The organism is Streptomyces sp. NPDC059832, assembly GCF_042731715.1.
Classification (GTDB): Bacteria; Actinomycetota; Actinomycetes; order Streptomycetales; family Streptomycetaceae; genus Streptomyces.
The window spans coordinates 320,065-340,980 of sequence record NZ_JBHWIY010000006.1; the positions used below are offsets into that span (position 1 = coordinate 320,065).

The following is a 20,916-nucleotide window of genomic DNA, read 5'->3' on the forward strand; positions in this document are numbered from 1 at the left end:
GCCCGTCGCCGGACCTCACCCCCGGTGCACCACGCGCCCCCCGCACACCGTGAGCCGCACCGGCGCCTCCCCCAGCTCGTCCGCCGGGGCCGCCACCGGATCCACCCCGAACGCCGTCAGATCGGCCCGGTAGCCCACGGCGATCCGGCCCGCGACGCGTTGCTCCCCGGCGGCGACCGCCGCGTGCGAGGTGCAGCCCTCCAGCGCCATCAGCCCGGTCAGCGCCTGCTCGGCGGTGACCGGCTCGGTGCCGTACGCCCCCGGCAGCCGCCGCAGCCGGGCCGTGGCCAGCACCTGCCGTACGTCGTAGTGGGCGATCGGCCAGTCCGAGCCCAGCGCCAGGTAGGCCCCGGCGTCGCGCAGGTCCCGGCAGCGCCAGGCCCGCCCGGCCCGCTCGTCACCGAGCCGCTTCGACCATTCGTCGCTGTGGTCGGCACGGGTGTACGCGGTGTGCGTGGGCTGCATCGAGGCGATCACCCCGAGGGCGGCGAACCGGGCGGCCAGGCCGTTCGGGACGGTCTCGATGTGCTCGATGCGGTGGCGGAGCCGGCCGCTCTCCCCCAGCGCCTCCACGGTGTCCAGCACATGCCGCACGGCCGCGTCCCCGATGGCGTGCGTGGCGGTGCGCACCCCGGCGCGGTGCAGATGGTGGACGGCGGCGGTGTACGCCTGCGGGTCCGGCCAGAACGCCTCGGTGCCCTCCCCGTGGCAGTCGGCGTGCTCCAGCCACGCGGTGCCGCCCTCGACGGTGCCGTCCATGAAGAACTTGACGCCGCCGACGCGCCAGAGCCGGCCCGCCTCGCTCTGCACACGTACCAGCTCGTCCAGGGCCTCCTGGTCGGCGCCCGGCATGCACCAGGGGGCCAGCCGCAGCCGTACGGGCAGGTCCGTCTCCTCCTCGACGGCGGCCAGCAGCTCGGGCACGGAGCCGTCGGCGAGGTCCATCACATGGGCCCCGGTGAGGCCGGTGGCGGCCATGCCGGAGAGCAGTTCCACGAGCCGGTGGCGGCGTTCCGCGTACGAGGGCCTGGGCAGCCGTTCCCCGACCAGGTCCATCGCGGCGTGCTCGATCAGATGCCCGGTGGGGCGGCCGTCGGGGTCGCAGACGACGGTGGAGCGCTGGGCGAAGGTGCGGGGGCCCGTGATCCCGGCGCGTTCCAGGGCCGCCCCGCTGGCCAGGGCGGAGTGCCCGTCGTAGAGCCGGATGAAGGCGGGGGCCCCGCCGATGGCGTCCTCGATCAGGGCCCGGTCCACGGGCCGGCCGCCGAAGGCGTTGTGGTCCAGGCCCCAGGCGATGACCCAGCCCTCGGTCCGTTCGGCGGCTGCCAGGGCGGCGCGCAGCCGGCCGAGGTCGCGGACGGCGGTGAGGTCCGTGCCGGTGGCCATCTCCAGGCCCCAGACGGGGTGGCTGTGCGCGTCGACCAGGCCGGGCGTGAGGGTGGCCCCGGACAGGTCGATGTGGACCGTGCCGTTGCCGCGCCACTCGCGCAGTCCGGCCTCGTCGCCGACCGCGGTGATCACCCCGTCCTTGACCGCCACGGCGGTGGCTTCCGGCCGGGCCGGATCGAGGGTGCGGACACGGGCTCCGGTGAGGAGGAGGTCGGCTGCGGACACGGTGGGACTCCTTAGACGGTGGTGGCGGCGGGGGCGGTCTCGGCCCCGGTCTCCTGCGACGGTGACGGTGACGGCTCGGCCGCGAACCGGGCGTACACCTCGGGTTTGTTGCGCTTCAGCCGGTACGCGAGCGCGAGTCCGATCAGGAAGACCGCGGGCACCAGCGAGACGAGCACGATGTTCACGCCGGTCGAGGCGCCGGAGAACAGATCGACGTGGTCGGTGACCAGGAAGATCGCGGCTGCCAGCAGCACGGCGGCGACGACCGGCGCGACGACGGTACGGAACCTGCCCTCGCCGTGCTCGAACCGGCGGAAGAACAGCGGTACGGCAATCGCGGCGAGCAGCTGGAGCAGCATCAGGCCGAGCATTCCCGGTGTGTTGACCCAGAGCAGCAGTTGCGCGTACGGGTCGGCGCCGGCCGCCGCGAAGCCGATGACGACGACGGCTCCGAGTGCGATCTGGGCGAGTCCGGCCACGTAGGGGGAACGGTGGCGGGGGTGGATGCGGCCCAGGGCCGCGGGCAGCACCCCTTCCTCGGAGAGCGCGAGTCCGTACCGGTTGATGGCGTTGTGGAAGGCGAGCAGCGAGGCGAGGACGCTGGTGACGATGAGGATGTGCATCAGGTCCGCGGCCCAGGAGCCGACGTAGTGGGTGATGGCGGAGAAGAACAGCCCGCCCGGGTCGGTGGTCGCGGCCTCGACCACGCTCGCGTCGCCGAAGGCCTGGATGACGGTCCAGACGATGAACGCGTAGAAGAGCCCGAGGAACGCGACGGCGATATAGGTGGCGCGGGGGACGGTACGGTCCGGGTTCCGTGCCTCGCGCCGGTAGATCACCGTGGACTCGAAGCCGGTGAAGGCGGCGAACGCGCAGGCCAGCACGGCTGCCGTGCCGGGTACGAGGACATGGCCGGGGGCGAACGAGGCGAGCGAGATCCCGTCGGCTCCGCCGTCCAGCAGCACACCGCCGGCCAGCAGGACGAGGATGCCGGTCTCGGCGACGAGCAGTACCCCGAGGACCTTGGCTCCGAAGTCGATGGAGCGGAAGCCGCCGTACCAGATGAGCAGCAGTCCGGCGAGGGAGATCGGCAGCCAGGGGATGTCGATGCCCCACAGGGCCTGGGCGGTGTCGGCGGTGGCGGAGCCGAGCAGTCCGTAGACGCCGATCTCCATGCCGTTGTAGCCGAGCATCGCGAGCAGGGCGGCGGCGATGCCGACGGGGCGGCCCATGCCCCGGGTGATGTACGCGTAGAACGCGCCGCCGCTGCGGACGTGGCGGCTCATCGTGGTGAACCCGATGGCGAAGATCGCGAGGGTCACGCCGGCCAGCAGATAGCCGACGGGGGCGCCGATGCCGCCGAGCAGGATGGCGATGGGGGCGACGCCGGCCATCACCGTGAGCGGGGCGGCCGCCGAGATGACGAAGAAGGCGATGTCGGCGGTGCCGAGGGTGCCTCTTCTGAGAGTTGGCGCATCCATGTGAAAGGGGAGCCCTTCTGCGACTGGCGGGGCAGGGACCGGTGACCAGAAACCTAAAGGCTTTCGGTTTGCGCAATGTAGCCTCACCCACGGGCATCCGGGAAGACCTCCCGGTGGACACACGTCAGGAGAACCACGCATGGGACGGCCGCGCACACCGCTGCTGGACCGGGAGCGCATCACCACCACGGCGCTCGAACTCATCGACGAGCAGGGCGAGTTCAGCGTCCCGCAGATAGCCCGGAGGCTCGGGGTACAGACCGGGTCGCTCTACCACCATGTGGACGGAAGGGGCGGCGTCGTCGAGCTCATCCGGGAACGGGTGTGCGACGCGATCGACTCCGCGACCCTCGACGTGGAGCCCTGGGACGCGGCCATGACGGCCTGGGCCCGCTCCTACCGTGCCGCGTTCGCCGCCCACCCGCGCGCGATTCCGCTGCTGACGACCTCACCGGTGCGCGCCCCGAAGGTCCTGGAGCAATACGAGAGCGCGGTCCGGCTGCTGCTGGACGTCGGCTTCGCGATGTCCGAGGTGATGACGGTGATCACCGCGCTGGAGAACCTGGTCCTGGGTTCGGCGCTGGACCTGGCGGCCCCGGAGACGATGTGGGAGCTCCCGGACGACATCACGACCCCGCGCCTCGCGCAGGCGCTGGCCGCGGTGGGCACGGGCCGGGCGGACGCGGCCTTCGAGCTGGCGCTGGGCGCGTTCATCGGGCACTGTCGCGGACTGCTGGACGCGAAGGAGGCGTAGGGCCTTCCGTTCGGATCGTGCCGGGTCCGCGGGGTCCGGCACGCACGCCGGTCCGGCGTGATCCGGACGAAAGCCCTTGGGTCCTGCCCGGCGGCCCGGGTGCGCGGCGCGGGGACGCCGGTACGCCGTCCCGTCTCACGCCCCGTAGAACCGCTCCTCCACCACCGCCCGCGCCCGCCGGGTGATCCGCCGGTAGTCGTCCAGCATGTCCCCGACATGCCCCGGCTCGTACCCCAGGTACCGCCCGACCGCGGTGAGTTCGCGCGGCCCGGACGGGAACGTGTCGCCCGGCCGGCCGCGTACCAGCATCACCGCGTTGCGCACCCGGGTGGCCAGCACCCAGGCCTCGTCCAGCGTCTGGGCGTCCTCGGTCGGGATGAGATCCGCCGCGCACGCCGCCGCCAGCGCCTCGCGGGTACGTGTCGTCCGCAGCCCCGGTTCCGCCCAGCCGTGCTGCATCTGCATCAGCTGGACCGTCCACTCGACATCGCTCAGCCCGCCGCGCCCCAGCTTGGCGTGGAGCGTCGGATCGGCGCCGCGCGGCAGCCGCTCGGACTCCATCCGGGCCTTGAGGCGCCGGATCTCGCGGACCGCGTCCTCCCCCAGGCCCTCCATCGGATAGCGCAGCGGATCGATCAACTCGATGAACTCGCGGCCCAGTTCCGCGTCGCCCGCGACCGGCTCGGCGCGCAGCAGCGCCTGACTCTCCCAGACCAGCGACCAGCGCCGGTAGTAGGCCTCGTACGACGCCAGCGTACGCACCAGCGGCCCGCTCTTGCCCTCCGGGCGCAGATCCGCGTCGATCATCAACGGCGGGTCGGCGGTGGGGAGTTGGAGCAGTCGGCGCATCTCGGCGACCACCGCGTTCGCGGCCCGGCCCGCCTCCTGCTCGTCGACCCCCTCGCGCGGCGAGTGGACGAACAGCACATCGGCGTCGGAGCCGTAGCCGAGCTCATGGCCGCCGAACCGGCCCACGCCGATGACCGCGAACCGGGTGGGGAGGGTGTCCCCCCACTGTTCGCGCACGGCGGCGCGCAGGGCGCCCCCGATCGTGACGGCGTTCAGATCGGTGACGGCGTTGCCCACCCGGTCGACCAGGGCCCCCGGGTCCTCCTCGGCGGGGCTCTCCTCCGTACCGTACGAGCCGATGAGGTCCGCGGCCGTGGTCCGGAACAGTTCGCGCCGCCGCACCCCGCGCACCACCGCGACGGCGGACTCGGCGCCCTCCGCGCGCCCCACCGCGGCCAGCACCTCCTGCTCCAGGTTCTCCCGGGTGCGCGGCTTCAGCCCCTGCGGGTCACCGAGCAGCGCCACCGCCTCCGGGGCCCGCAGCAGCAGGTCGGGGGCGAGCCGGCCGGCCGACAGCACCCGGGCGAGGTTCTCCGCGGCGGCGCCCTCGTCCCGCAGCAGCCGCAGGTACCAGGGGGTCTTGCCTAGGGCGTCGGACACCTTGCGGAAACCGAGCAGCCCGGCGTCCGGGTCCGCGGAGTCCGCGAACCAGCCGAGCAGCACCGGCAGCAGGGTGCGCTGGATGGCGGCCTTGCGGGACACGCCGGACGACAGCGCCTCCAGGTGCCGGAGCGCGGCGGCCGGATCGGCGTAGCCCAGCGCTTCGAGCCGGTGCCCGGCCGCCTTCGCGCTGAGCCGGGACTCACCGGGCGCGAGCTGGGCGACGGCGTCGAGCAGCGGCCGGTAGAACAGCTTCTCGTGCAGTCGTCGCACCACGGACGCGTGCCGCTTCCACGCCTGGTTGAGCTCGGTGATCGGGTCCGTGCGCATCCCGAGGGAGCGTCCGAGCCGCCGCAGATCGGGGGCGTCCTCCGGGACCAGATGGGTACGGCGCAGCCGGTAGAGCTGGATGCGGTGCTCCATGGCGCGCAGGAAGCGGTAGGCGTCGTCGAGCTGCGCGGCGTCCACCCGTCCCACGTAGCCGCCCTCGGCGAGCGCGCGCAGGGCCTCCAGCGTGGTGCCGCTGCGCAGGGTGGCGTCGCTGCGGCCGTGCACCAACTGGAGGAGCTGTACGGCGAATTCGACGTCCCGCAGGCCGCCGGGGCCGAGCTTGATCTCGCGGTCGACGCGGTCCGCGGGGATGTTGTCGACGACGCGGCGGCGCATCTTCTGCACGTCGGGGACGAAGTTCTCGCGGTCCGCGGCCTGCCATACGAGCGGCGACACGGCCTCGACGTACTCCGCGCCCAGCTCGGGGTCGCCGGCCACCGGCCGGGCCTTGAGCAGTGCCTGGAACTCCCAGGTCTTGGCCCAGCGCTGGTAGTACGCGAGATGCGAGGACAGCGTCCGCACCAGGGGTCCGTTGCGGCCCTCGGGGCGGAGGTTGGCGTCGACGGGCCAGATGGTCCCCTCGACGGTCGTGTCGGAACAGATCCGCATCATGTGCGCGGCCAGTCGGGTGGCGGCCTGCACGGCCGCGCTCTCCTCGAAGCCGTCGACCGGTTCCGCGACGAAGATGACGTCGACGTCGGAGACGTAGTTCAGCTCGTGCCCGCCGCACTTGCCCATCGCGATGACGGCGAGCCGGCACTGGGCGGCGTCGGCGGGTTCGGCCGTACGGGCGATGGCGAGCGCCGCCCGCAGGGTCGCGGTGGCCAGATCGGCCAGTTCGGCGGCGGCCTCGGCGACGTCCGTCGTACCGCACACATCGCGGGCCGCTATGGCCAGCAGGCACCGGCGGTAGGAGACGCGCAGCGAGTCGGGGTCGTCGGCCCCGGCGAGACCCTGCTCGAACTCGGCCACGCCGGGGTGCAGATCGGCGGCCTCGTAGGTGACGAGGGCCTGCCAGTCGCGGGGGTGGCGGGCGAGATGGTCGCCGAGCGCCTCGGACGCCCCGAGGACCCCGAGCAGCCGGTCCCGCAGCGGTTTGGCCGTGACGAGCGTGTCCAGCAGGATCTGCCGCTCGTCCGCCTCCTCGGCCTCCACCAGCCGGACGAGCCCGTGCAGGGCCAGATCGGGGTCGGCGGTGGCGCCGAGGGCTTCGAGCAGCACCGGGTCGGAGCGTACGGACGACAGCTCGGGCAGGTCGAGGAGCCGCTCGGCGGCGGAGGGGTCCGTGAAACCGTGCCGCAGCAGTCGGGTGAACGTGCTGCTCCTGCGCCCCGGCACCGTCGTCATTCCGTGCTCTCCCGCTCGCCGCCACACACCATCCAGCGTTCCGAGCCTAGCCCGCTCCGATGAATTCGGAGCGGGTGCGCGGACCGCACTTCGCGGGCACGATCATTTCCAGGACCAGACCGGGAGGCCCTCATGTCCGGATTCGAACCCTACGCCGAGCTGGACGGCGACTACAGCGACAAGAACGCGACGGCCTGTCCGTGGTCGGCGGCGAGGGACCTGCTGACCAGGGCGGAACTGTACTGGCTGTCCACGGTCCGCCCGGACGGCCGCCCGCACGTCACTCCGCTGATCGGGGTGTGGGCGGACAGCGCGCTGCATTTCGCCACCGGCGCCGAGGAGCGCAAGGCCCGGAACCTGGCCGCCAACCCCGAAGTGGTGCTGACGACCGGCAGCAACACCATGTCGGAGGGGCTCGACGTGGTGGTCGAGGGCCGGGCGGAGCGGGTGACGGACGAGGACCGGCTGAACCTGCTGGCCGTGGCCTGGGAGGCGAAGTACGGCCCGCAGTGGCACTTCGATGTCCGGGCCGCCACGTTCGTGAACGCGGGACACACGGCGCTGGTGTTCCAGGTGCGCCCCCGCAAGGCCTTCGGTTTCGGCAAGGGCGCCCGCTACAGCCAGACGCGGTGGCGGTTCAGCTGAGCGTCTCAGCCGCCGGAGTGATCCGCCGGGCCGGGCCTGGTCGCGATGACGACGGTCGCGTACAGCTCGTCGGAGGCGACCACGCGCGGGATCAGGCCGCTGCGGGCGACGGTCTCCTCGGCCCGTGCCGCCTGCCGCTCGCTCGTCTCGACCAGCAGATGCCCGCCCGGTGCCAGCCATCGCGGGGCCTCGGCGGTGACCCGGCGCAGGACGTCGAGGCCGTCCAGGCCCCCGTCGAGCGCCACGCGCGGTTCATGGATGCGGGCCTCCGGGGGGAGCAGTTCGACATCGTCCGTGGGTACGTACGGCACATTGGCGAGCAGGATCTCCACCCGGCCGCGCAGCGATCGGGGCAGCGGCTCGAAGAGGTCGCCCTCGTACACCTCGCCCGCCTCGCCGATGTTGCGGCGGGCGCACCGCACGGCGGCGGGTTCGACGTCCGCGGCGTGCAGTTCGACCCGGCCCAGTCGCGCGGCGAGCGCGGCGCCGAGGGCTCCCGAACCGCAGCACAGGTCGACGACGACCGCTCCGGGCCCGGCGAGGGCCGCGGCCTGCCGGACCAGGAACTCGGTGCGGCGGCGGGGTACGAAGACGCCGGGGTCGACGGCGATCCGCAGACCGCCGAACTCGGCCCAGCCGAGGACGTGTTCCAGGGGGAGACCGGCGGCCCGCCGTTCGACCATGGCCGCGAGCGAGGCGGGGTCGGCGGCCGTGGCGACGATCAACTCCGCCTCGTCCTCGGCGAATACGCAGCCGGCGGCGCGGAGTGTGGTGACGATGGTGGAGACGGCGAGCGGTGTGGTGGAAACCGACATGAGCGGAGCCTTTCGGGAAAGCCGATGGGCGCTCCGCGGTCGACTATGTCGGGTCGACCACGCGATCGTGAGGGATGAGCACCCAGCCTGATACAGCGGTAATGGGTCTCACCTCCTCGGTCGGCCCCCGTGTGGGGATGCGTCACACTACACCGGTCGCCTCTCCGGTACCCCGGCTGCCCAGGGCCTGTCCATGGCTCAGCCCGCCGCCCCCGCCACCGCCACCGGCGACGACCCGCCCTTCACGGCCACGCGGGGCGTCCCCGTCCCGTCCGCCGGAACGGTCCAGACGTCGCTCCCCCGGCCGGACCCGCCCGGCAGCGCGTAGGCGAGCGTGTCGTCGTCCAGCCAGGCCGCCTGGTCGTCGACGCTGTGCTCCTCCGCGAGCGGGCTCTCGTGCATGGTCCGCAGATCGAGGACGTACAGCCGCCAGGGCGCCGCCGCGTCGTCGGAGACCTTCTTCTTGAAGGCGAGCCGGGTGTTGTCGGGCGACAGGGAGGGGCACTCGACGTTCTGCCGCAGCGCCTTCGCCGACCAGTCCCGCATGTTTCCCTCGACGAGGTAGGTGCGGCCCTTGGTGGAGACGGTCGCGTAGAAGCGGTTGTCGTCACGGGCGAAGGTCACGCCCCAGTAGTTGACGTCGGGGGCGTGGTAACGGGCGCCGTCGATGGTGAGCTGGATGTTCTCCATGGACTTGATGAGGTAGCCGGTGCGCAGATCGAGGATGGCGGTGCGGGTGGAGAAGGAGGTGGTGGCGTACGAGTCGCCGGTCGCGAACACCGTCCAGGACAGCATCCGCCCGGAGGCGGAGACCCGGGCGCGGGTGGGAACGCCCGGCACGGTGATCCGGCGTTTCTCGCGCAACTGCCGGTCGAGGACGATCGCGTACGTCTTGGGCAGCACCCCGGGCCTGGCCCGCAGGCAGAGCGCTCCTTCGTCGGAGGCGTAGAACCGGTCGCAGGCGGGGCCGCCGGTGGTACGGGCTCCGGCGGTACGGGCGCCCGCGGTACGGACTCCGGGGGCGCCGGCCAGCGGCTGGTGGGCGACGCGTCCGCTGGCCGCGTCACGGAAGTACAGCGCGGGCCCGCCGAGGGTGAACGAGGCGTCGGCCTCGGTCCGTTCCCCCTTCGTCCGCTGCTGCGCGTGCATCACGTATCCGACGGAACCGCCCGCGAGGAGCAGCACCGCGGCCACCACGACGGCGATCCGGGCGCGGGGGCCCAACGGGGTCGCGGCTCTCGGGAACCTGGCGCTCATGCGGTCCGCCTTTCGGGGATCTGGGCTCCCGGCTCCCCGGGAGCTGGGGTGCCGGAGGGATTGCGGGGCAGCAGCGCCCAGCCGCCCGTGAGGGCGACGAGCAGGGCGGAGACCGCAGCCCACAGCGCGGGGCCCGGCCCCCACAGGGTCCAGGCGGCGCCGAAGCCCGCCGCGGCGAGCATCCGGGCCAGCGCCTGGCCGGTCTGGAGCACGGCCAGGCCGCCCGCCCTGCCGTCCGCGGGCAGCACAGGTCCGGCGAGGGCCATCAGCACGCCGTCGGTGGTGGCGTAGAAGACGCCGAGCAGCGCGAGGACGGGCACCAGGAGCAGCAGGGCCGGGCCCCCGACGGGGGCGAGGAGCGTGGCGTACACGCCGAGCAGCGCGAGGTGTCCGTACAGGAACGGCAGCCGTCGGCCGACCCGGTCGGCGATCCGGCCCGCCGGGACCGCCAGCAGCAGGTAGCACGCCGCGGCGCCGAGCGGCAGCAGCGGGAACCAGCTGACGGGGAGGTCGAGCCGGCGCTGGAGCAGGAGGTACACGAAGGCGTCGCCGACGGTGGCGGCGCCGAGCAGGGAGGCGGCGGCGAGGATCCGCCGGAAGGCGGGGTCGCGGAGCGCCCCGAACGCCTTGCGCCTGCGGGGAGCCGGGATCGGGGGCAGCGGTGCCGGCTGGTGCCCGGGGACGTACAGGACGAGGAGCAGCACCCCGAGCAGGCCGACGCAGAAGCTGACGACGAACACCGCGTCGTAGGCGTCGGCGGTCGCCCAGAGCAGGGCGAACGCGGCGAGCGGACCGAGCAGGGCGCCCGTGGTGTCCATCGCCCGGTGCACGCCGAAGGACCGGCCGAGCGTCTCGGGCGGGCTGCTCAGGGTGATCAGTGCGTCGCGGGGTGCCGTACGGATGCCCTTGCCGACCCGGTCGGTGGCGAGGGCGGCGGCGATCCCGGCGGTGGCGCCGCCCGCGAGCAGCAGGCCGATCCGGGAGAGGGCGGAGAGGGCGTAGCCGAGCCCGGCGACCCGTTTGTGCCCGCGGCCGCGGTCGGCGGCATACCCGCCGAGCAGTCGTACGACGGCGGCGGCGCCGTTGAACAGGCCGTCCAGGAAGCCGAATTGGAGGGGTGAGAGACCGAGTCCGAGGACGAGGTAGAGCGGCAGCACCGCGGTGACCATCTCGGAGGAGATGTCGGTGACGAGGCTGACCGTGCCGAGTGCCAGGACGGTGCCGGGGACACGCCGGCCCGCCCCGCTGCTGCGGGGCGGGGCCGGCGTGTCCCGGCGGCCTGTGGTCGCCAGATACATCAGTGACAGGTGTACTTCGGGCTGGTGTCCTTGGTCTTGCCGTCGGTGCCGACGTAGTTCCAGCTGTAGCCGGAGTCGGTGAAGTCCATCTTCAGGACGCCGTATTCACCGCTGATCCGCTTCTGGCTGTTGGGCTGGACCTCCTCGATGGGGTAGGGCTCGGCGCCGCCCATCCCGCCGACGATCTCGGTGATCCCGTCCGCGGTGGCCTTCCCGTCGGGGTTCTGCGGGGCGAACCGCTCGTAGTGGTGGTCGTGCCCGTTGAGCACGAGATCGGCCTTGGCCCCGTACAGGATCTTCCAGACCGGCCTGCTGACCGGGTCGTTGCCGTGTCCGCCGGAGGAGTACAGCGGGTGGTGCCAGTAGGCGGCGATGCACGCCTTGCTGTTCTTGGCGATGTCGGCCTTGAGCCAGTCGATCTGCGCGCTCTGGTCGAAGGAGTTGGAGTCGAGGGCGATGAAGTGCCAGTTGCCCTCGTCGAAGCTGTAGTAAGTCTTGCCCTGGGGGTACGCGATGGCCCCGAAGTACGCCTTGTAGCCGGCCAGCGAACCGGCCGGGTCGTACGTCTCGTGGTTGCCCGGTACCGGACGGGTCTTGGCCTTGAAGGCGCCCCAGGTCTTGTCGTAGTAGGCGCGGAAGTCGGAGATCCGGGCGTCGTCGTACTGGCTGTCGCCCATCGTCAGATAGAACTTCGGGTCGATCTTCTGGGCCAGCGCCGCGGTCTTGGGGTGGGCGCAGTCGCTGTCGGACGCGGTGCACTGGGCGGCGATGTCACCGGCGGCGACCACGGTGAAGGCACCGGTCTGCGGAGGCTCGCCGCCGAGGGTGCCGTAGACCTCGACCTCGTACAGCGAGTAGCCGTAGGCGGTGCCGCGTGCGGTGCCGTACACGCGCAGGTAGCGGCCCTTGCCGGAGAGGGCGGCCCAGTCGTCGGTGCCGCCGTTGCCGGCCGTCTCGTCGGCGAGCCGGGTCCAGCTGGTGCCGTCGGCGGAGATCTCGATCCGGTACGCCTTGGCGTAGGCGTCCTCCCAGCCGAGCTTCACCCGAGTGACGTCGGCACTGGCGCCGAGGTCGACGCTGAGCCACTGCGGGTCCTTGCCCTCGACGCTCGCCCAGCGGGTGGCCGGGTCGCCGTCGAAGGCGTTCTGCGGTCCGAAGTCGGAACTTTCGTCGGTGGAGGCGGTGGCGGTCTTGCCGCGCGAGATGAGGGGGTCGGCGGCGGCGCCGGCCCGTTCCGGATAGGCGAGCAACAGGCCGCCGACGAGGACGAGTACGGCGGCGATGACCACGCCCACCGTACGGCGCCGCGTGGGCGTGAGGAGCAAAGCTGAGCCGTTCGGGTGCATCCCTGGACTCCTGGCCTTGTGGGGGTGGCGAGAGCTGGGCATCGGTGCGTGTGTCCCCGCACCCGGCCCGCGTACGGGCAGGAGACGGGATCGTGGTGGCCGGGCCAGAGCTCTCACTGAGCGCGTCATGCCCACGCAGCGGGCACCGCGCCAAGCCACCGCCGGGAATGCTAGCGAACAGTAAACTTTCCTACCAGTCCCCCAACTGGCTTCATTCCGGCCCCTGTTCGGCACCCCGTCCGATTCCGCAAGGGCCGCCGCCGGCCGCACCTTCGGCGGGCAGGACCGCGAGAGCACCCGGGGCCGGTGGGGCGGGTTCGGTGCGGCGGGTCCGGACGTGGGGCAGTCGGCGCACGGCGGTGGAGGCCAGGGGGATCACGGCCACGGCGGCCGAGAGGACGCCGGCCGCCGCGGCCACCCGGAAGCCGCCGAACGTCCGGGCCAGCGGGCCGACGGACAGCTGCCCGATCGGGATGGCGACGTAGGACAGCAGGTCGTCGTAGGACGCGACGCGCGCCAGCACACCTTCGGGGACGTGCTCCTGCAGCGAGGTGTCCCAGGCGACGGCGGTGACGGAGGAGCCGAGACCGGCGATGAACGCGCCCGCGATCAGCCACGGGGCGTGCAGGTGCGCGCCGAGCGCGAGCAGGGGCAGCGCGGCGAGTGCACTCGTCAACTGCCCCAGCCGCAAAAGGCGTTCGACCACCAGCCGGTACATCAGCAGGCTCGACACCAACAGGCCGATGCCGCGGGCGCTGAGCACGAACCCCCACGTCGCCTCGCCACTGATCTGCCGGGTGAGCTGGGGGCCCAGGATCTGCCAGGTGCCGGTCTGGACCAGATTCATCAGGCAGAAGGACACCGTGCCGACCCACACCCAGGGGATCGAACGGAACTCGGTCCAGCCGTCGCGGATGTCGGTCAGGACGGTGGTCCGCCGGGGCGCGTCCGTGTCGGCGGCGAGGGTGAGCCGCGCGAGGAAACCAGCCGCCAACAGGTAGGTGAACGCGTCGAAGGCTATGGCGGGACCACTGCCGACCGCGACTACGAGCACGCCCGACAGGCTCGGCCCGAGGATCTTCGTCGCGTTGCGTGCCGATCCGAGCAGGGAGTTCGCCTGCTGGAGCAGAGCCCTGTCGACGAGCCGGGGAACGATCCCGCGCAGTGCCGGCGTGGCGAACGCGGCGAGTGCGCCGTTGAGGAACTCCAGTGCGGCCACCGGGACCAGTGCGTAGTGGCCGGTCAGCAGGATCGCCGCGACGCCGCCCTGCGTGAGCGCCGAGCCCAGATGGGCGGCGACCAGCACGGACCGGCGTGGGAACCGGTCGGCCACGGCCCCGCCCACCAGAAGGAGCGCCAGCAGCGGCAGCATATGGACGGCCAGGACGACGCCGAGGTCATGAGCGCTGTCCGAGGCGTCCAGGACCGCGAAGGCGAGCGCCACCGGAGCCATCGAACTGCCGAGCAACGACACCAGGCGCCCGGCGAAGAACGCACGGAATTCTGCCTGTCCGAAGAGGAAGGAACGCGAAGAGGAATGCACCGGCCGGAGTGTCCGGTGCTGCCGCCGCACACGCTAACGTTTCGGCAGGAGGCGAAAGATGGTGCTGTTGCGGCTGAGCTCGTTGGCCCTGTCACGGTCCCGGTTCGCGCTGTCGCCGATCGCCGAGACGCTGGGCTCGATGATCGTTCTGAGCAGGCCCTGCGCCGATCCCTGGCTCGCCCCCTGGCACTCCCGCCACCACGATGCATTCGACGCCGTCCTGAACGCCGATCCCTTCGCCAAGGGGCTGGTCGAGCTGGCCGGTTCGACCAAGTACCTGCCCGGTTTCTTCACCCTGCCTCCGTCCGGCGGCATGCGCACCGGTCTCACCGAGGAGCTGAAACCGGTCGCCGCCGCGCGCGATGCGGACGTACGCGCCGACTTCGAGGCAGCCGTGGCGCGCAGTTGGAAAAGGCACGACCTGAACTGGCTGGCAGGGCACGGCTGGGGAGCTCGGACGGCCGACCTGTTCCGGTACGTGTGGAAGCAACACGTCTCCCCGGACTGGCCGCGCCGCCGGGCGCTGCTGGAGCGGGACGTCACCTACCGCGCGGGGCTGCTGGCCGCGTACGGCTGGCCCCGTGCCCTGCAGCACATGAACCGCCGCAGCGCCTGGGTGGGCACCGACGCGATCCGCTTCAGCGACCAGCCCGGACCGGACCACATCGTCGGCGAGGAAGGGATGCTGTTCGTGCCGGTCTGCATGACGAGCGGCACCTGGCTGTCCGAGGCGCCGCCCGACCGGTACGCGCTGGTCTATCCGGCCCGCGGAGCCGCCGCGGCGACCGAGCGGCCGGGACCGCCTCATGCGCTGGCGCGGCTGATCGGTCCCGGCCGCGCCGCCCTGCTCCACGAGCTCGAACGCCCCGCGACCACCAGCGAGCTCGCCGCGCAACTCGGTCAGTCGCTGGGCACCGTCGGCGGCCACCTGGCCGTCCTGCGCGATGCGGACCTGGTCGCAGGCACGAGAGTCGGCCGACGCGTCGTCTACCGGCGCACCGGGGCCGGCGATCTCCTGGCCGGACGGAGCCGAACCTGATCCGCCGGACAGGCCCTAGCGGGAAAGGACATCGACGAGCAGTGCGCCGACGATCCACAACGGGATCGCCAGGGCGACCAGCAGGCCGGCCAGGCAGCCGGACCTGGTCAGTCGGGCGCCGGTTCTCGTGTGGTCGTCGCTCTCCCTCATGCCGGTATTCAACCTGAACGCACTCCGGGCCCAAGGCGCCGCCTCCGGCCCGGGTGTCGTCGTGACGCGGTTACAGCACCGGCAGCAGTGCCTTCAGCTCGAAGGCGGTGACCTCGCTGCGGTACTCCTCCCACTCCTGCTTCTTGTTGCGGAGGAAGAAGTCGAAGACGTGCTCGCCGAGCGTCTCGGCGACCAGTTCGCTCTTCTCCATCAGCGCGATGGCCTCGCCCAGGTTCTGCGGCAGCGGCTCGATGCCCATCGCGCGGCGCTCCGCGTCGGACAGCGCCCAGACGTCGTCGTCGGCGCCGGCCGGGAGTTCGTAGCCCTCCTCTATGCCCTTGAGGCCCGCGGCGAGGAGCACCGCGTACGTCAGGTAGGGGTTGGCGCCGGAGTCGATGGAGCGGACCTCCACCCGGGCGGAGCCGGTCTTGCCGGGCTTGTACATCGGGACGCGGATGAGCGCGGAGCGGTTGTTGTGGCCCCAGCAGATGTACGAGGGGGCCTCGCCGCCGGCGCCCGCGGCGCGGGAGGAGCCGCCCCAGATGCGCTTGTAGGAGTTGACCCACTGGTTCGTGACGGCGGAGATCTCCGCCGCGTGGGTGAGCAGGCCGGCGATGAAGGAGCGGCCGACCTTGGAGAGCTGGTACTCGGCGCCCGACTCGTAGAAGGCGTTGCGGTCGCCCTCGAAGAGGGAGAGGTGGGTGTGCATGCCCGAGCCGGGGTACTCGGAGAACGGCTTCGGCATGAACGTCGCCTGCACGCCCTGCTCCAGCGCGACCTGCTTCATCACCAGGCGGAAGGTCATGATGTTGTCGGCGGTGGAGAGCGCGTCCGCGTACCGCAGGTCGATCTCCTGCTGGCCGGGGGCGCCCTCGTGGTGGCTGAACTCGACCGAGATGCCCATGGATTCGAGCATGGTGATCGCCTGGCGGCGGAAGTCCATGCCGACGTTCTGCGGGGTGTGGTCGAAGTAGCCGGAGCTGTCGGCGGGGGTGGGGCGGCTGCCGTCGACCGGCTTGTCCTTCAGCAGGAAGAACTCGATCTCCGGGTGGGTGTAGAAGGTGAAGCCCAGGTCGGAGGTCTTGGCGAGGATGCGCTTGAGTACGTAGCGCGGGTCGGCGAAGGACGGCGAGCCGTCGGGCATCAGGATGTCGCAGAACATCCGGGCCGTGCCGGGGGCCTCCGCCCGCCACGGCAGGATCTGGAACGTGCCCGGGTCCGGCTTGGCGATCATGTCGGACTCGTACACCCGGGCGAAGCCCTCGATGGCCGAGCCGTCGAAGCCGATGCCCTCATCGAACGCCTGTTCGAGCTCGGCCGGAGCCACGGCGACGGATTTGAGGTAGCCCAGGACATCGGTGAACCACAGCCGTACGAAGCGGATGTCGCGCTCCTCAAGCGTCCTGAGGACGAATTCCTGCTGCTTGTCCATAGCCACATCCTTGCAGTTCAGACGGTCCGTGCACCACCGCCCGGGGTAGGGGAGAAGCTCCAGTATCACGACCCGGGATTTCCCCCAGATTACGCACATGGAGTGATCTGGAGCACCCGGCCACCCACTACGATCGGCGCCCATGGCGCGCAGGGGGTGGAGCGGCTTCGCGACGGCCCCGCGCGCGCCGGTTCTCCTGGGGGCTTTCGTTCGGATCCGGCCCGATCCGGACGAGAGGCCCTGGCCTCCCGCCATCCGTTCCCGCCCCCTCCCAGAAGGAACTGACGACATGAGTTTCGACCCCAGGACCCCCATGGCGCAGCAGCACGACGCCCACCGCGCGCGGCAGCGCCGCGACCGTGCCCTGGCCATAGGCCTGAGCGTGCTCGTCGTCGTCGGTCTGGTCGGTTTCGGCTCGTACCTGGTGCTGGAGAAGTCCGAGGCGTCCGAGCAGAAGCGGGCCGCCCCGGCGACGGACGACAAGGCGCCCCCGGCGGAGCAGAAGAAGCCCGCCGACGGGTCGATCGATGGGCTGCGGACGTGGGACGCGGCGAAGCTGACCCGCAACCACGTCAGCGGGACCGTCGCGTACCCGATGAAGCCGCCGGTGGGCGGTGACCACAACCCCGTTTGGATGAACTGCGACGGCGAGGTGTACACGAAGGCGCTGCCCGACGTGAACGCCGTGCACTCGCTGGAGCACGGATCGGTGTGGGTGACGTACACGGACAAGGCCTCGGACGCCGACGTGGCGAAGCTCGGCGAGCGGGTCGGCCGCACGCCGTACTCGCTGATGAGCCCGTACGAGGGCCAGTCCGGGACGATCATGCTGACCGCCTGGGGCAAGCAGGTGACGGTGGACGGCGCCGACGATCCGCGGGTCGACCGGTTCTTCTCGGAGTTCGTCCAGGGGCCGCAGACGCCCGAGCCCGGTGCGACCTGCACGGGCGGGCTGGGGGCGCAGTGACCGCGGTGAGGCGCGTCCGGCGCGTCGAGTGGGTGGCCGGCTCCGCCGTGGTGCTCGCGCTGCTGTTCGCGGGGGCGGCGACGGTCGCCTCCGCGCGCGACGACGGGAACGGGGCGGAGCACCTCCCGACCGCGCCGGGCACGCCCGCCGTGGATGCGGCGGACGCCGGTTTCGCCCGTGACATGGCGGTCCACCACCAGCAGGCCGTGGAGATGTCCTTCATCGTGCGTGACCGTACGCAGGACGAGGAGGTACGCCGTCTCGGGTACGACATCGCCAATACGCAGGCCAATCAGCGCGGCATGCTGCTCGGCTGGCTGCATCTGTGGGAGCTGCCGAAGGTGGCCGCCGGGCAGGAGCCGATGGGCTGGATGGCGGCCGGGCACGAGGGGCACTCGATGGAGGGCATGGACGGGATGGCGGACATGGGGACCGGCTACCGGCCCCATGACGGCTCCCTCATGCCCGGCATGGCCACCAGGACCGAGCTGAACCGGCTCCGTTCGGCGAAGGGCCGGGAGGCCGAGGTCCTGTACCTCCGGCTGATGACCGCCCACCACAAGGGCGGCATCGACATGGCCCGCGGCTGCGCCCGGCTGTGCACGGTGAAGGCGGAGAAGCGGCTCGCCCGGGGAATGGTCGAGGCCCAGCAGTCGGAGCTGGACGCGATGGCCCACATGCTGGCGGCGCGAGGCGCCGGGCCCCGGTCCTGAAAGATTCCCTCCGAGCCGCAGGTACACCCGAACGGGTGATAGCGGTCGCGTCCCCCGAACGGGCCCATGACGATGGGTTCGCTCGGGGTCGTACAGCATGCCCATCGGCACGCAGGAGGAATCCCTCATGACCACCGCCAAGGACATCATGCACACCGGGGCCACATGGATCCCCGCGCACGAGACGCTCGACCGGGCCGCGCAGCTGATGCGCGAGCACAAGGTCGGCGCGCTGCCCATCTCGGCCAACGGCGAGCAGGACCGGATGATCGGCATCCTCACGGACCGCGACATCGTGGTCGGCTGTGTGGCCATGGGCCACGATCCGTCGAAGATGACGGCGGGCGACCTCGCCCAGGGCACCCCTCGCTGGATCGACTCGGAGGCGGGTGTGGAGATGGTTCTGGAGGAGATGCAGACCCATCGGATCCGCCGGCTCCCGGTGGTCGAGAACAAGATGCTGATCGGCATGATCAGCGAAGCCGACCTGGCGCAGCACCTCACCGAGGAGCAGATCGCAGGCTGGGCGGAGAAGGTCTACGCGCGCGGCTGACCGGCCGCGCGGACCCGTTCCACGGTCCGGTGCCGATGGCCCGGTCATCCCTTGCCGAGGGGTGCCGGGCCATCGTGCCGCCCACCCCGCCGGAGCCCGTACCACTGCGGCGATACGTCTCCGCGCGCGAGGGATACCCGGCGGGGGTAGGGTGCTCGACATGACTCTGAGTGGATGTGCGACATACGGACAGTTGTTGCTGTTCGTCTCGCTGCTCATCGGGATCCTCCACCTTCTCAGGGGCGTCGCGGCACAGGTCACGCCACTGCCGGGGCCGGGTCCCCGGCCGGGCGCGACCTGTCCCGCCCCGTTGTCGGTGCTGCGCATATAGAAGGGGCGCGCCTCCCCCTCCCCCAGCAGACCGAGATACCGACAACACCCCGAGGTGCACTCCGTCATGCGCACTCCACCCACCCGACGCGCCGTGCTCGGCGCCGCAGTCGCCACCGCCGGTTCGGCGGTGCTGGCCGCCTGCTCCGGCGAATCCCACACGGGCCGCGGCGACAAGAAGACCGGTAGCGCGAACGCCGGTGGCACGAGCCACGGCAGCGCGAACCACGGGGACTCCCCCGGCGGGAAGTCCGAGGGCGAGTACGTCTCCCCCGACGGGGAGGAGGTCGCGGCGGCCGAGGCCAAGCGGGGCTCGGGTCCCGTACGGAAGCTCGACCTCGTCGCCACTCCGGCCCTGCTCGATCTGGGCGGCGGGCTCACCGTCGGCTCCTGGGCGTACGACGCCCGGCTGCCCGGCAAGGAGCTCCGGGTCACCAAGGGGGACACGCTGGCGGTCACCTTCGCCAACCACCTGCCTGCGGAAACGTCTCTGCACTGGCACGGCCTCAATGTGCGCAACAACATGGACGGCGTGCCCTACGTGACCCAGGCACCCATCAAACCCGGTGCGGAATTCGCCTACCGGTTCACCGTGCCGCACGCGGGGACGTACTGGTTCCACCCGCACACGGGCGTCCAGCAGGACCGCGGGCTGTACGCGCCGCTGATCGTCGACGACCCGAAGGAGCCCCTCAAGTACGACAAGGAGTGGGTCGTCGTCCTGGACGACTGGGTCGACGGGGTGGACGGTTCGACGCCGGACTCGGTGCTGGACGAGCTCAGCGGGGGCAGGGGCGGCATGGACCACAGCGGCGGCGCGCACGGCGCGCACGGCGCCCCCGGCAAGCCGGTCAAGCCCGCCAAGCGCCGCTCCGGGCCCTCACGGCTGGAGAAGGACTCCTTCAGCGAACTGCTCGACAGCCACGGGGGCGATGTCGCCTACCCGTACTACCTGATCAACGGCCGCACCCCGCAGTCCCCCACGTCCTTCGCCGCCAAGCCCGGCGACCGGATCCGGCTGCGCATCATCAACGCGGGCGGCGACACCGCCTTCCGGGTGGCGCTCGGCGGCCACCGGATGACGATCACCCACACCGACGGCTACCCGGTCCGGCACACCACCACGGACGCCCTGCTGCTGGGCATGGGCGAGCGGTACGACGTGGTGGTCACCGCCGGCGACGGGGTGTTCCCGCTGACCGCGCTCGCGGAGGGCAAGAAAGCCACGGCGCTGGCCCTGCTCCGTACCGGCATGGGGGCGGCGCCCGTCGCGTCCGTACGGCCCAAGGAGCTGTACGGAAGGCTGGTGGAGGCGGAGGAACTGATGCCGGACGGGTCCGTGGAGCTGTCCTCGCGCGAGCCCGACCGGACCATCCGGTTCAGGATGACCGGCAGCATGAAGGCGTACGACTGGGCCTTCGACCACGAGCCGTACAACCCCGGCCAGCGCCATCCGGTGAAGGCGGGCGAGCGGGTCAGGCTGGAGTTCTTCAACGTCACGGAGATGTGGCACCCCATCCATCTGCACGGGCACTCGTTCGGCCTGGTGGGACCGGCGGGGCCGCGCCACCGGGCCACCCGGCGGGGCGCGGTCGACTGGGCGCGCAAGGACACCGCGATCATCCGGCCGAACAGCTCCCTGGCCGTCGAGTTCGACGCGGACAACCCGGGGCTGTGGATGCTCCACTGCCACAACATCTACCACTCGGACGTGGGCATGATGACGGTCGTCGGCTACCGCCGCTGACCCGTTCCCGGCCTGGTTCCGGCGGGCCGCGGCCGTGGTTCCGCGGCCCGCCAGGAAATTGCGTCAGTCAGAAGATTACACTGGGCCGCGTGTCTCAACTCCGCCT

General features: G+C 71.8%; 18 protein-coding genes. 8 read left to right on the top strand and 10 right to left on the bottom strand.

Annotated elements, in window-relative coordinates; genetic code table 11:
- Nucleotides 1-15 precede the first annotated feature (15 nt).
- Both ACFV8T_RS13710 and ACFV8T_RS13715 read right to left on the bottom strand, forming a co-directional pair.
- The gene (locus tag ACFV8T_RS13710; RefSeq protein WP_385327206.1) at nucleotides 16-1,614 is read right to left on the bottom strand and encodes an amidohydrolase; all 1,599 of its coding nucleotides are present in this window, start codon (nucleotides 1,612-1,614) and stop codon (nucleotides 16-18) included.
- A gap of 11 nt (nucleotides 1,615-1,625) precedes the next feature.
- On the bottom strand, nucleotides 1,626-3,095 hold the full coding sequence (locus tag ACFV8T_RS13715) for an APC family permease (RefSeq protein WP_385327208.1): 1,470 nt from the start codon (nucleotides 3,093-3,095) through the stop codon (nucleotides 1,626-1,628).
- Nucleotides 3,096-3,234: 139 nt separating this feature from the next.
- Here ACFV8T_RS13715 and ACFV8T_RS13720 point away from each other — a divergent pair, with 139 nt between their 5' ends.
- Nucleotides 3,235-3,849: a TetR/AcrR family transcriptional regulator C-terminal domain-containing protein gene (locus ACFV8T_RS13720; RefSeq protein WP_385327210.1), complete on the top strand. Its 615-nt coding sequence runs from the start codon at nucleotides 3,235-3,237 to the stop codon at nucleotides 3,847-3,849.
- 135 nt (nucleotides 3,850-3,984) lie between these two features.
- Here the strand turns inward: ACFV8T_RS13720 and ACFV8T_RS13725 are convergent, their stop codons facing one another.
- Nucleotides 3,985-6,975, bottom strand: coding sequence for a bifunctional [glutamine synthetase] adenylyltransferase/[glutamine synthetase]-adenylyl-L-tyrosine phosphorylase (locus ACFV8T_RS13725; protein WP_385327212.1), 2,991 nt, complete (start codon nucleotides 6,973-6,975; stop codon nucleotides 3,985-3,987).
- Between the two features lie 132 nt (nucleotides 6,976-7,107).
- Between ACFV8T_RS13725 and ACFV8T_RS13730 the strand changes: the two genes are divergently transcribed.
- Entirely contained in the window at nucleotides 7,108-7,620 is a 513-nt protein-coding gene (locus ACFV8T_RS13730) for a pyridoxamine 5'-phosphate oxidase family protein (protein WP_385327214.1), read from the top strand.
- Between the two features lie 5 nt (nucleotides 7,621-7,625).
- On the opposite strand, the gene ACFV8T_RS13735 is transcribed toward ACFV8T_RS13730, so the two are convergent.
- From ACFV8T_RS13735 to ACFV8T_RS13755, 5 genes are all read right to left on the bottom strand, one after another.
- Entirely contained in the window at nucleotides 7,626-8,435 is an 810-nt protein-coding gene (locus ACFV8T_RS13735) for a putative protein N(5)-glutamine methyltransferase (RefSeq protein WP_385327216.1), read from the bottom strand.
- Between the two features lie 198 nt (nucleotides 8,436-8,633).
- Complete coding sequence (locus ACFV8T_RS13740; RefSeq protein WP_385327218.1) at nucleotides 8,634-9,692, bottom strand: TolB family protein; 1,059 nt, start codon at nucleotides 9,690-9,692, stop codon at nucleotides 8,634-8,636.
- The gene (locus tag ACFV8T_RS13745) at nucleotides 9,689-10,990 is read right to left on the bottom strand and encodes an MFS transporter (protein WP_385327220.1); all 1,302 of its coding nucleotides are present in this window, start codon (nucleotides 10,988-10,990) and stop codon (nucleotides 9,689-9,691) included. The genes ACFV8T_RS13740 and ACFV8T_RS13745 overlap by 4 nt, the downstream gene beginning before the upstream one ends.
- Complete coding sequence (locus ACFV8T_RS13750; RefSeq protein WP_385327221.1) at nucleotides 10,990-12,336, bottom strand: discoidin domain-containing protein; 1,347 nt, start codon at nucleotides 12,334-12,336, stop codon at nucleotides 10,990-10,992. The genes ACFV8T_RS13745 and ACFV8T_RS13750 overlap by 1 nt, the downstream gene beginning before the upstream one ends.
- A gap of 211 nt (nucleotides 12,337-12,547) precedes the next feature.
- On the bottom strand, nucleotides 12,548-13,879 hold the full coding sequence (locus ACFV8T_RS13755) for an MFS transporter (RefSeq protein ID WP_385327223.1): 1,332 nt from the start codon (nucleotides 13,877-13,879) through the stop codon (nucleotides 12,548-12,550).
- Nucleotides 13,880-13,937: 58 nt separating this feature from the next.
- On the opposite strand from ACFV8T_RS13755, the gene ACFV8T_RS13760 reads away from it, so the two are divergent.
- On the top strand, nucleotides 13,938-14,918 hold the full coding sequence (locus ACFV8T_RS13760; protein ID WP_385327225.1) for an ArsR/SmtB family transcription factor: 981 nt from the start codon (nucleotides 13,938-13,940) through the stop codon (nucleotides 14,916-14,918).
- 15 nt (nucleotides 14,919-14,933) lie between these two features.
- On the opposite strand, the gene ACFV8T_RS13765 is transcribed toward ACFV8T_RS13760, so the two are convergent.
- On the bottom strand, nucleotides 14,934-15,068 hold the full coding sequence (locus ACFV8T_RS13765; protein ID WP_266420054.1) for a hypothetical protein: 135 nt from the start codon (nucleotides 15,066-15,068) through the stop codon (nucleotides 14,934-14,936).
- Between the two features lie 70 nt (nucleotides 15,069-15,138).
- On the bottom strand, nucleotides 15,139-16,500 hold the full coding sequence (gene glnA / locus ACFV8T_RS13770; protein WP_072483343.1) for a type I glutamate--ammonia ligase: 1,362 nt from the start codon (nucleotides 16,498-16,500) through the stop codon (nucleotides 15,139-15,141).
- 289 nt (nucleotides 16,501-16,789) lie between these two features.
- Here glnA and ACFV8T_RS13775 point away from each other — a divergent pair, with 289 nt between their 5' ends.
- From ACFV8T_RS13775 to ACFV8T_RS13795, 5 genes are all read left to right on the top strand, one after another.
- Nucleotides 16,790-17,467, top strand: coding sequence for a DUF3105 domain-containing protein (locus ACFV8T_RS13775; RefSeq protein WP_385327227.1), 678 nt, complete (start codon nucleotides 16,790-16,792; stop codon nucleotides 17,465-17,467).
- Entirely contained in the window at nucleotides 17,464-18,180 is a 717-nt protein-coding gene (locus ACFV8T_RS13780; RefSeq protein ID WP_385327229.1) for a DUF305 domain-containing protein, read from the top strand. The genes ACFV8T_RS13775 and ACFV8T_RS13780 overlap by 4 nt, the downstream gene beginning before the upstream one ends.
- A gap of 127 nt (nucleotides 18,181-18,307) precedes the next feature.
- Entirely contained in the window at nucleotides 18,308-18,733 is a 426-nt protein-coding gene (locus ACFV8T_RS13785) for a CBS domain-containing protein (protein ID WP_385327231.1), read from the top strand.
- A 160-nt stretch (nucleotides 18,734-18,893) separates the two neighbouring features.
- Entirely contained in the window at nucleotides 18,894-19,064 is a 171-nt protein-coding gene (locus ACFV8T_RS13790; RefSeq protein WP_385327232.1) for a hypothetical protein, read from the top strand.
- A gap of 66 nt (nucleotides 19,065-19,130) precedes the next feature.
- On the top strand, nucleotides 19,131-20,810 hold the full coding sequence (locus tag ACFV8T_RS13795) for a multicopper oxidase family protein (protein WP_385327234.1): 1,680 nt from the start codon (nucleotides 19,131-19,133) through the stop codon (nucleotides 20,808-20,810).
- Nucleotides 20,811-20,916: the final 106 nt, after the last annotated feature.

What these genes read in the sequence shown, in the direction of transcription:
- ACFV8T_RS13745 (WP_385327220.1), bottom strand. Translation starts at nt 10,990, where the DNA reads ATGTATCTGGCGACCACAGGCCGCCGGGACACGCCGGCCCCGCCCCGC.
- ACFV8T_RS13735 (WP_385327216.1), bottom strand. Translation starts at nt 8,435, where the DNA reads ATGTCGGTTTCCACCACACCGCTCGCCGTCTCCACCATCGTCACCACA.
- ACFV8T_RS13725 (WP_385327212.1), bottom strand. Translation starts at nt 6,975, where the DNA reads ATGACGACGGTGCCGGGGCGCAGGAGCAGCACGTTCACCCGACTGCTG.
- ACFV8T_RS13760 (WP_385327225.1), top strand. Translation starts at nt 13,938, where the DNA reads ATGGTGCTGTTGCGGCTGAGCTCGTTGGCCCTGTCACGGTCCCGGTTC.
- ACFV8T_RS13790 (WP_385327232.1), top strand. Translation starts at nt 18,894, where the DNA reads ATGACTCTGAGTGGATGTGCGACATACGGACAGTTGTTGCTGTTCGTC.
- ACFV8T_RS13785 (WP_385327231.1), top strand. Translation starts at nt 18,308, where the DNA reads ATGACCACCGCCAAGGACATCATGCACACCGGGGCCACATGGATCCCC.
- ACFV8T_RS13720 (WP_385327210.1), top strand. Translation starts at nt 3,235, where the DNA reads ATGGGACGGCCGCGCACACCGCTGCTGGACCGGGAGCGCATCACCACC.
- ACFV8T_RS13750 (WP_385327221.1), bottom strand. Translation starts at nt 12,336, where the DNA reads ATGCACCCGAACGGCTCAGCTTTGCTCCTCACGCCCACGCGGCGCCGT.
- glnA (WP_072483343.1), bottom strand. Translation starts at nt 16,500, where the DNA reads ATGGACAAGCAGCAGGAATTCGTCCTCAGGACGCTTGAGGAGCGCGAC.
- ACFV8T_RS13740 (WP_385327218.1), bottom strand. Translation starts at nt 9,692, where the DNA reads ATGAGCGCCAGGTTCCCGAGAGCCGCGACCCCGTTGGGCCCCCGCGCC.
- ACFV8T_RS13775 (WP_385327227.1), top strand. Translation starts at nt 16,790, where the DNA reads ATGAGTTTCGACCCCAGGACCCCCATGGCGCAGCAGCACGACGCCCAC.
- ACFV8T_RS13765 (WP_266420054.1), bottom strand. Translation starts at nt 15,068, where the DNA reads ATGAGGGAGAGCGACGACCACACGAGAACCGGCGCCCGACTGACCAGG.
- ACFV8T_RS13715 (WP_385327208.1), bottom strand. Translation starts at nt 3,095, where the DNA reads ATGGATGCGCCAACTCTCAGAAGAGGCACCCTCGGCACCGCCGACATC.
- ACFV8T_RS13795 (WP_385327234.1), top strand. Translation starts at nt 19,131, where the DNA reads ATGCGCACTCCACCCACCCGACGCGCCGTGCTCGGCGCCGCAGTCGCC.
- ACFV8T_RS13730 (WP_385327214.1), top strand. Translation starts at nt 7,108, where the DNA reads ATGTCCGGATTCGAACCCTACGCCGAGCTGGACGGCGACTACAGCGAC.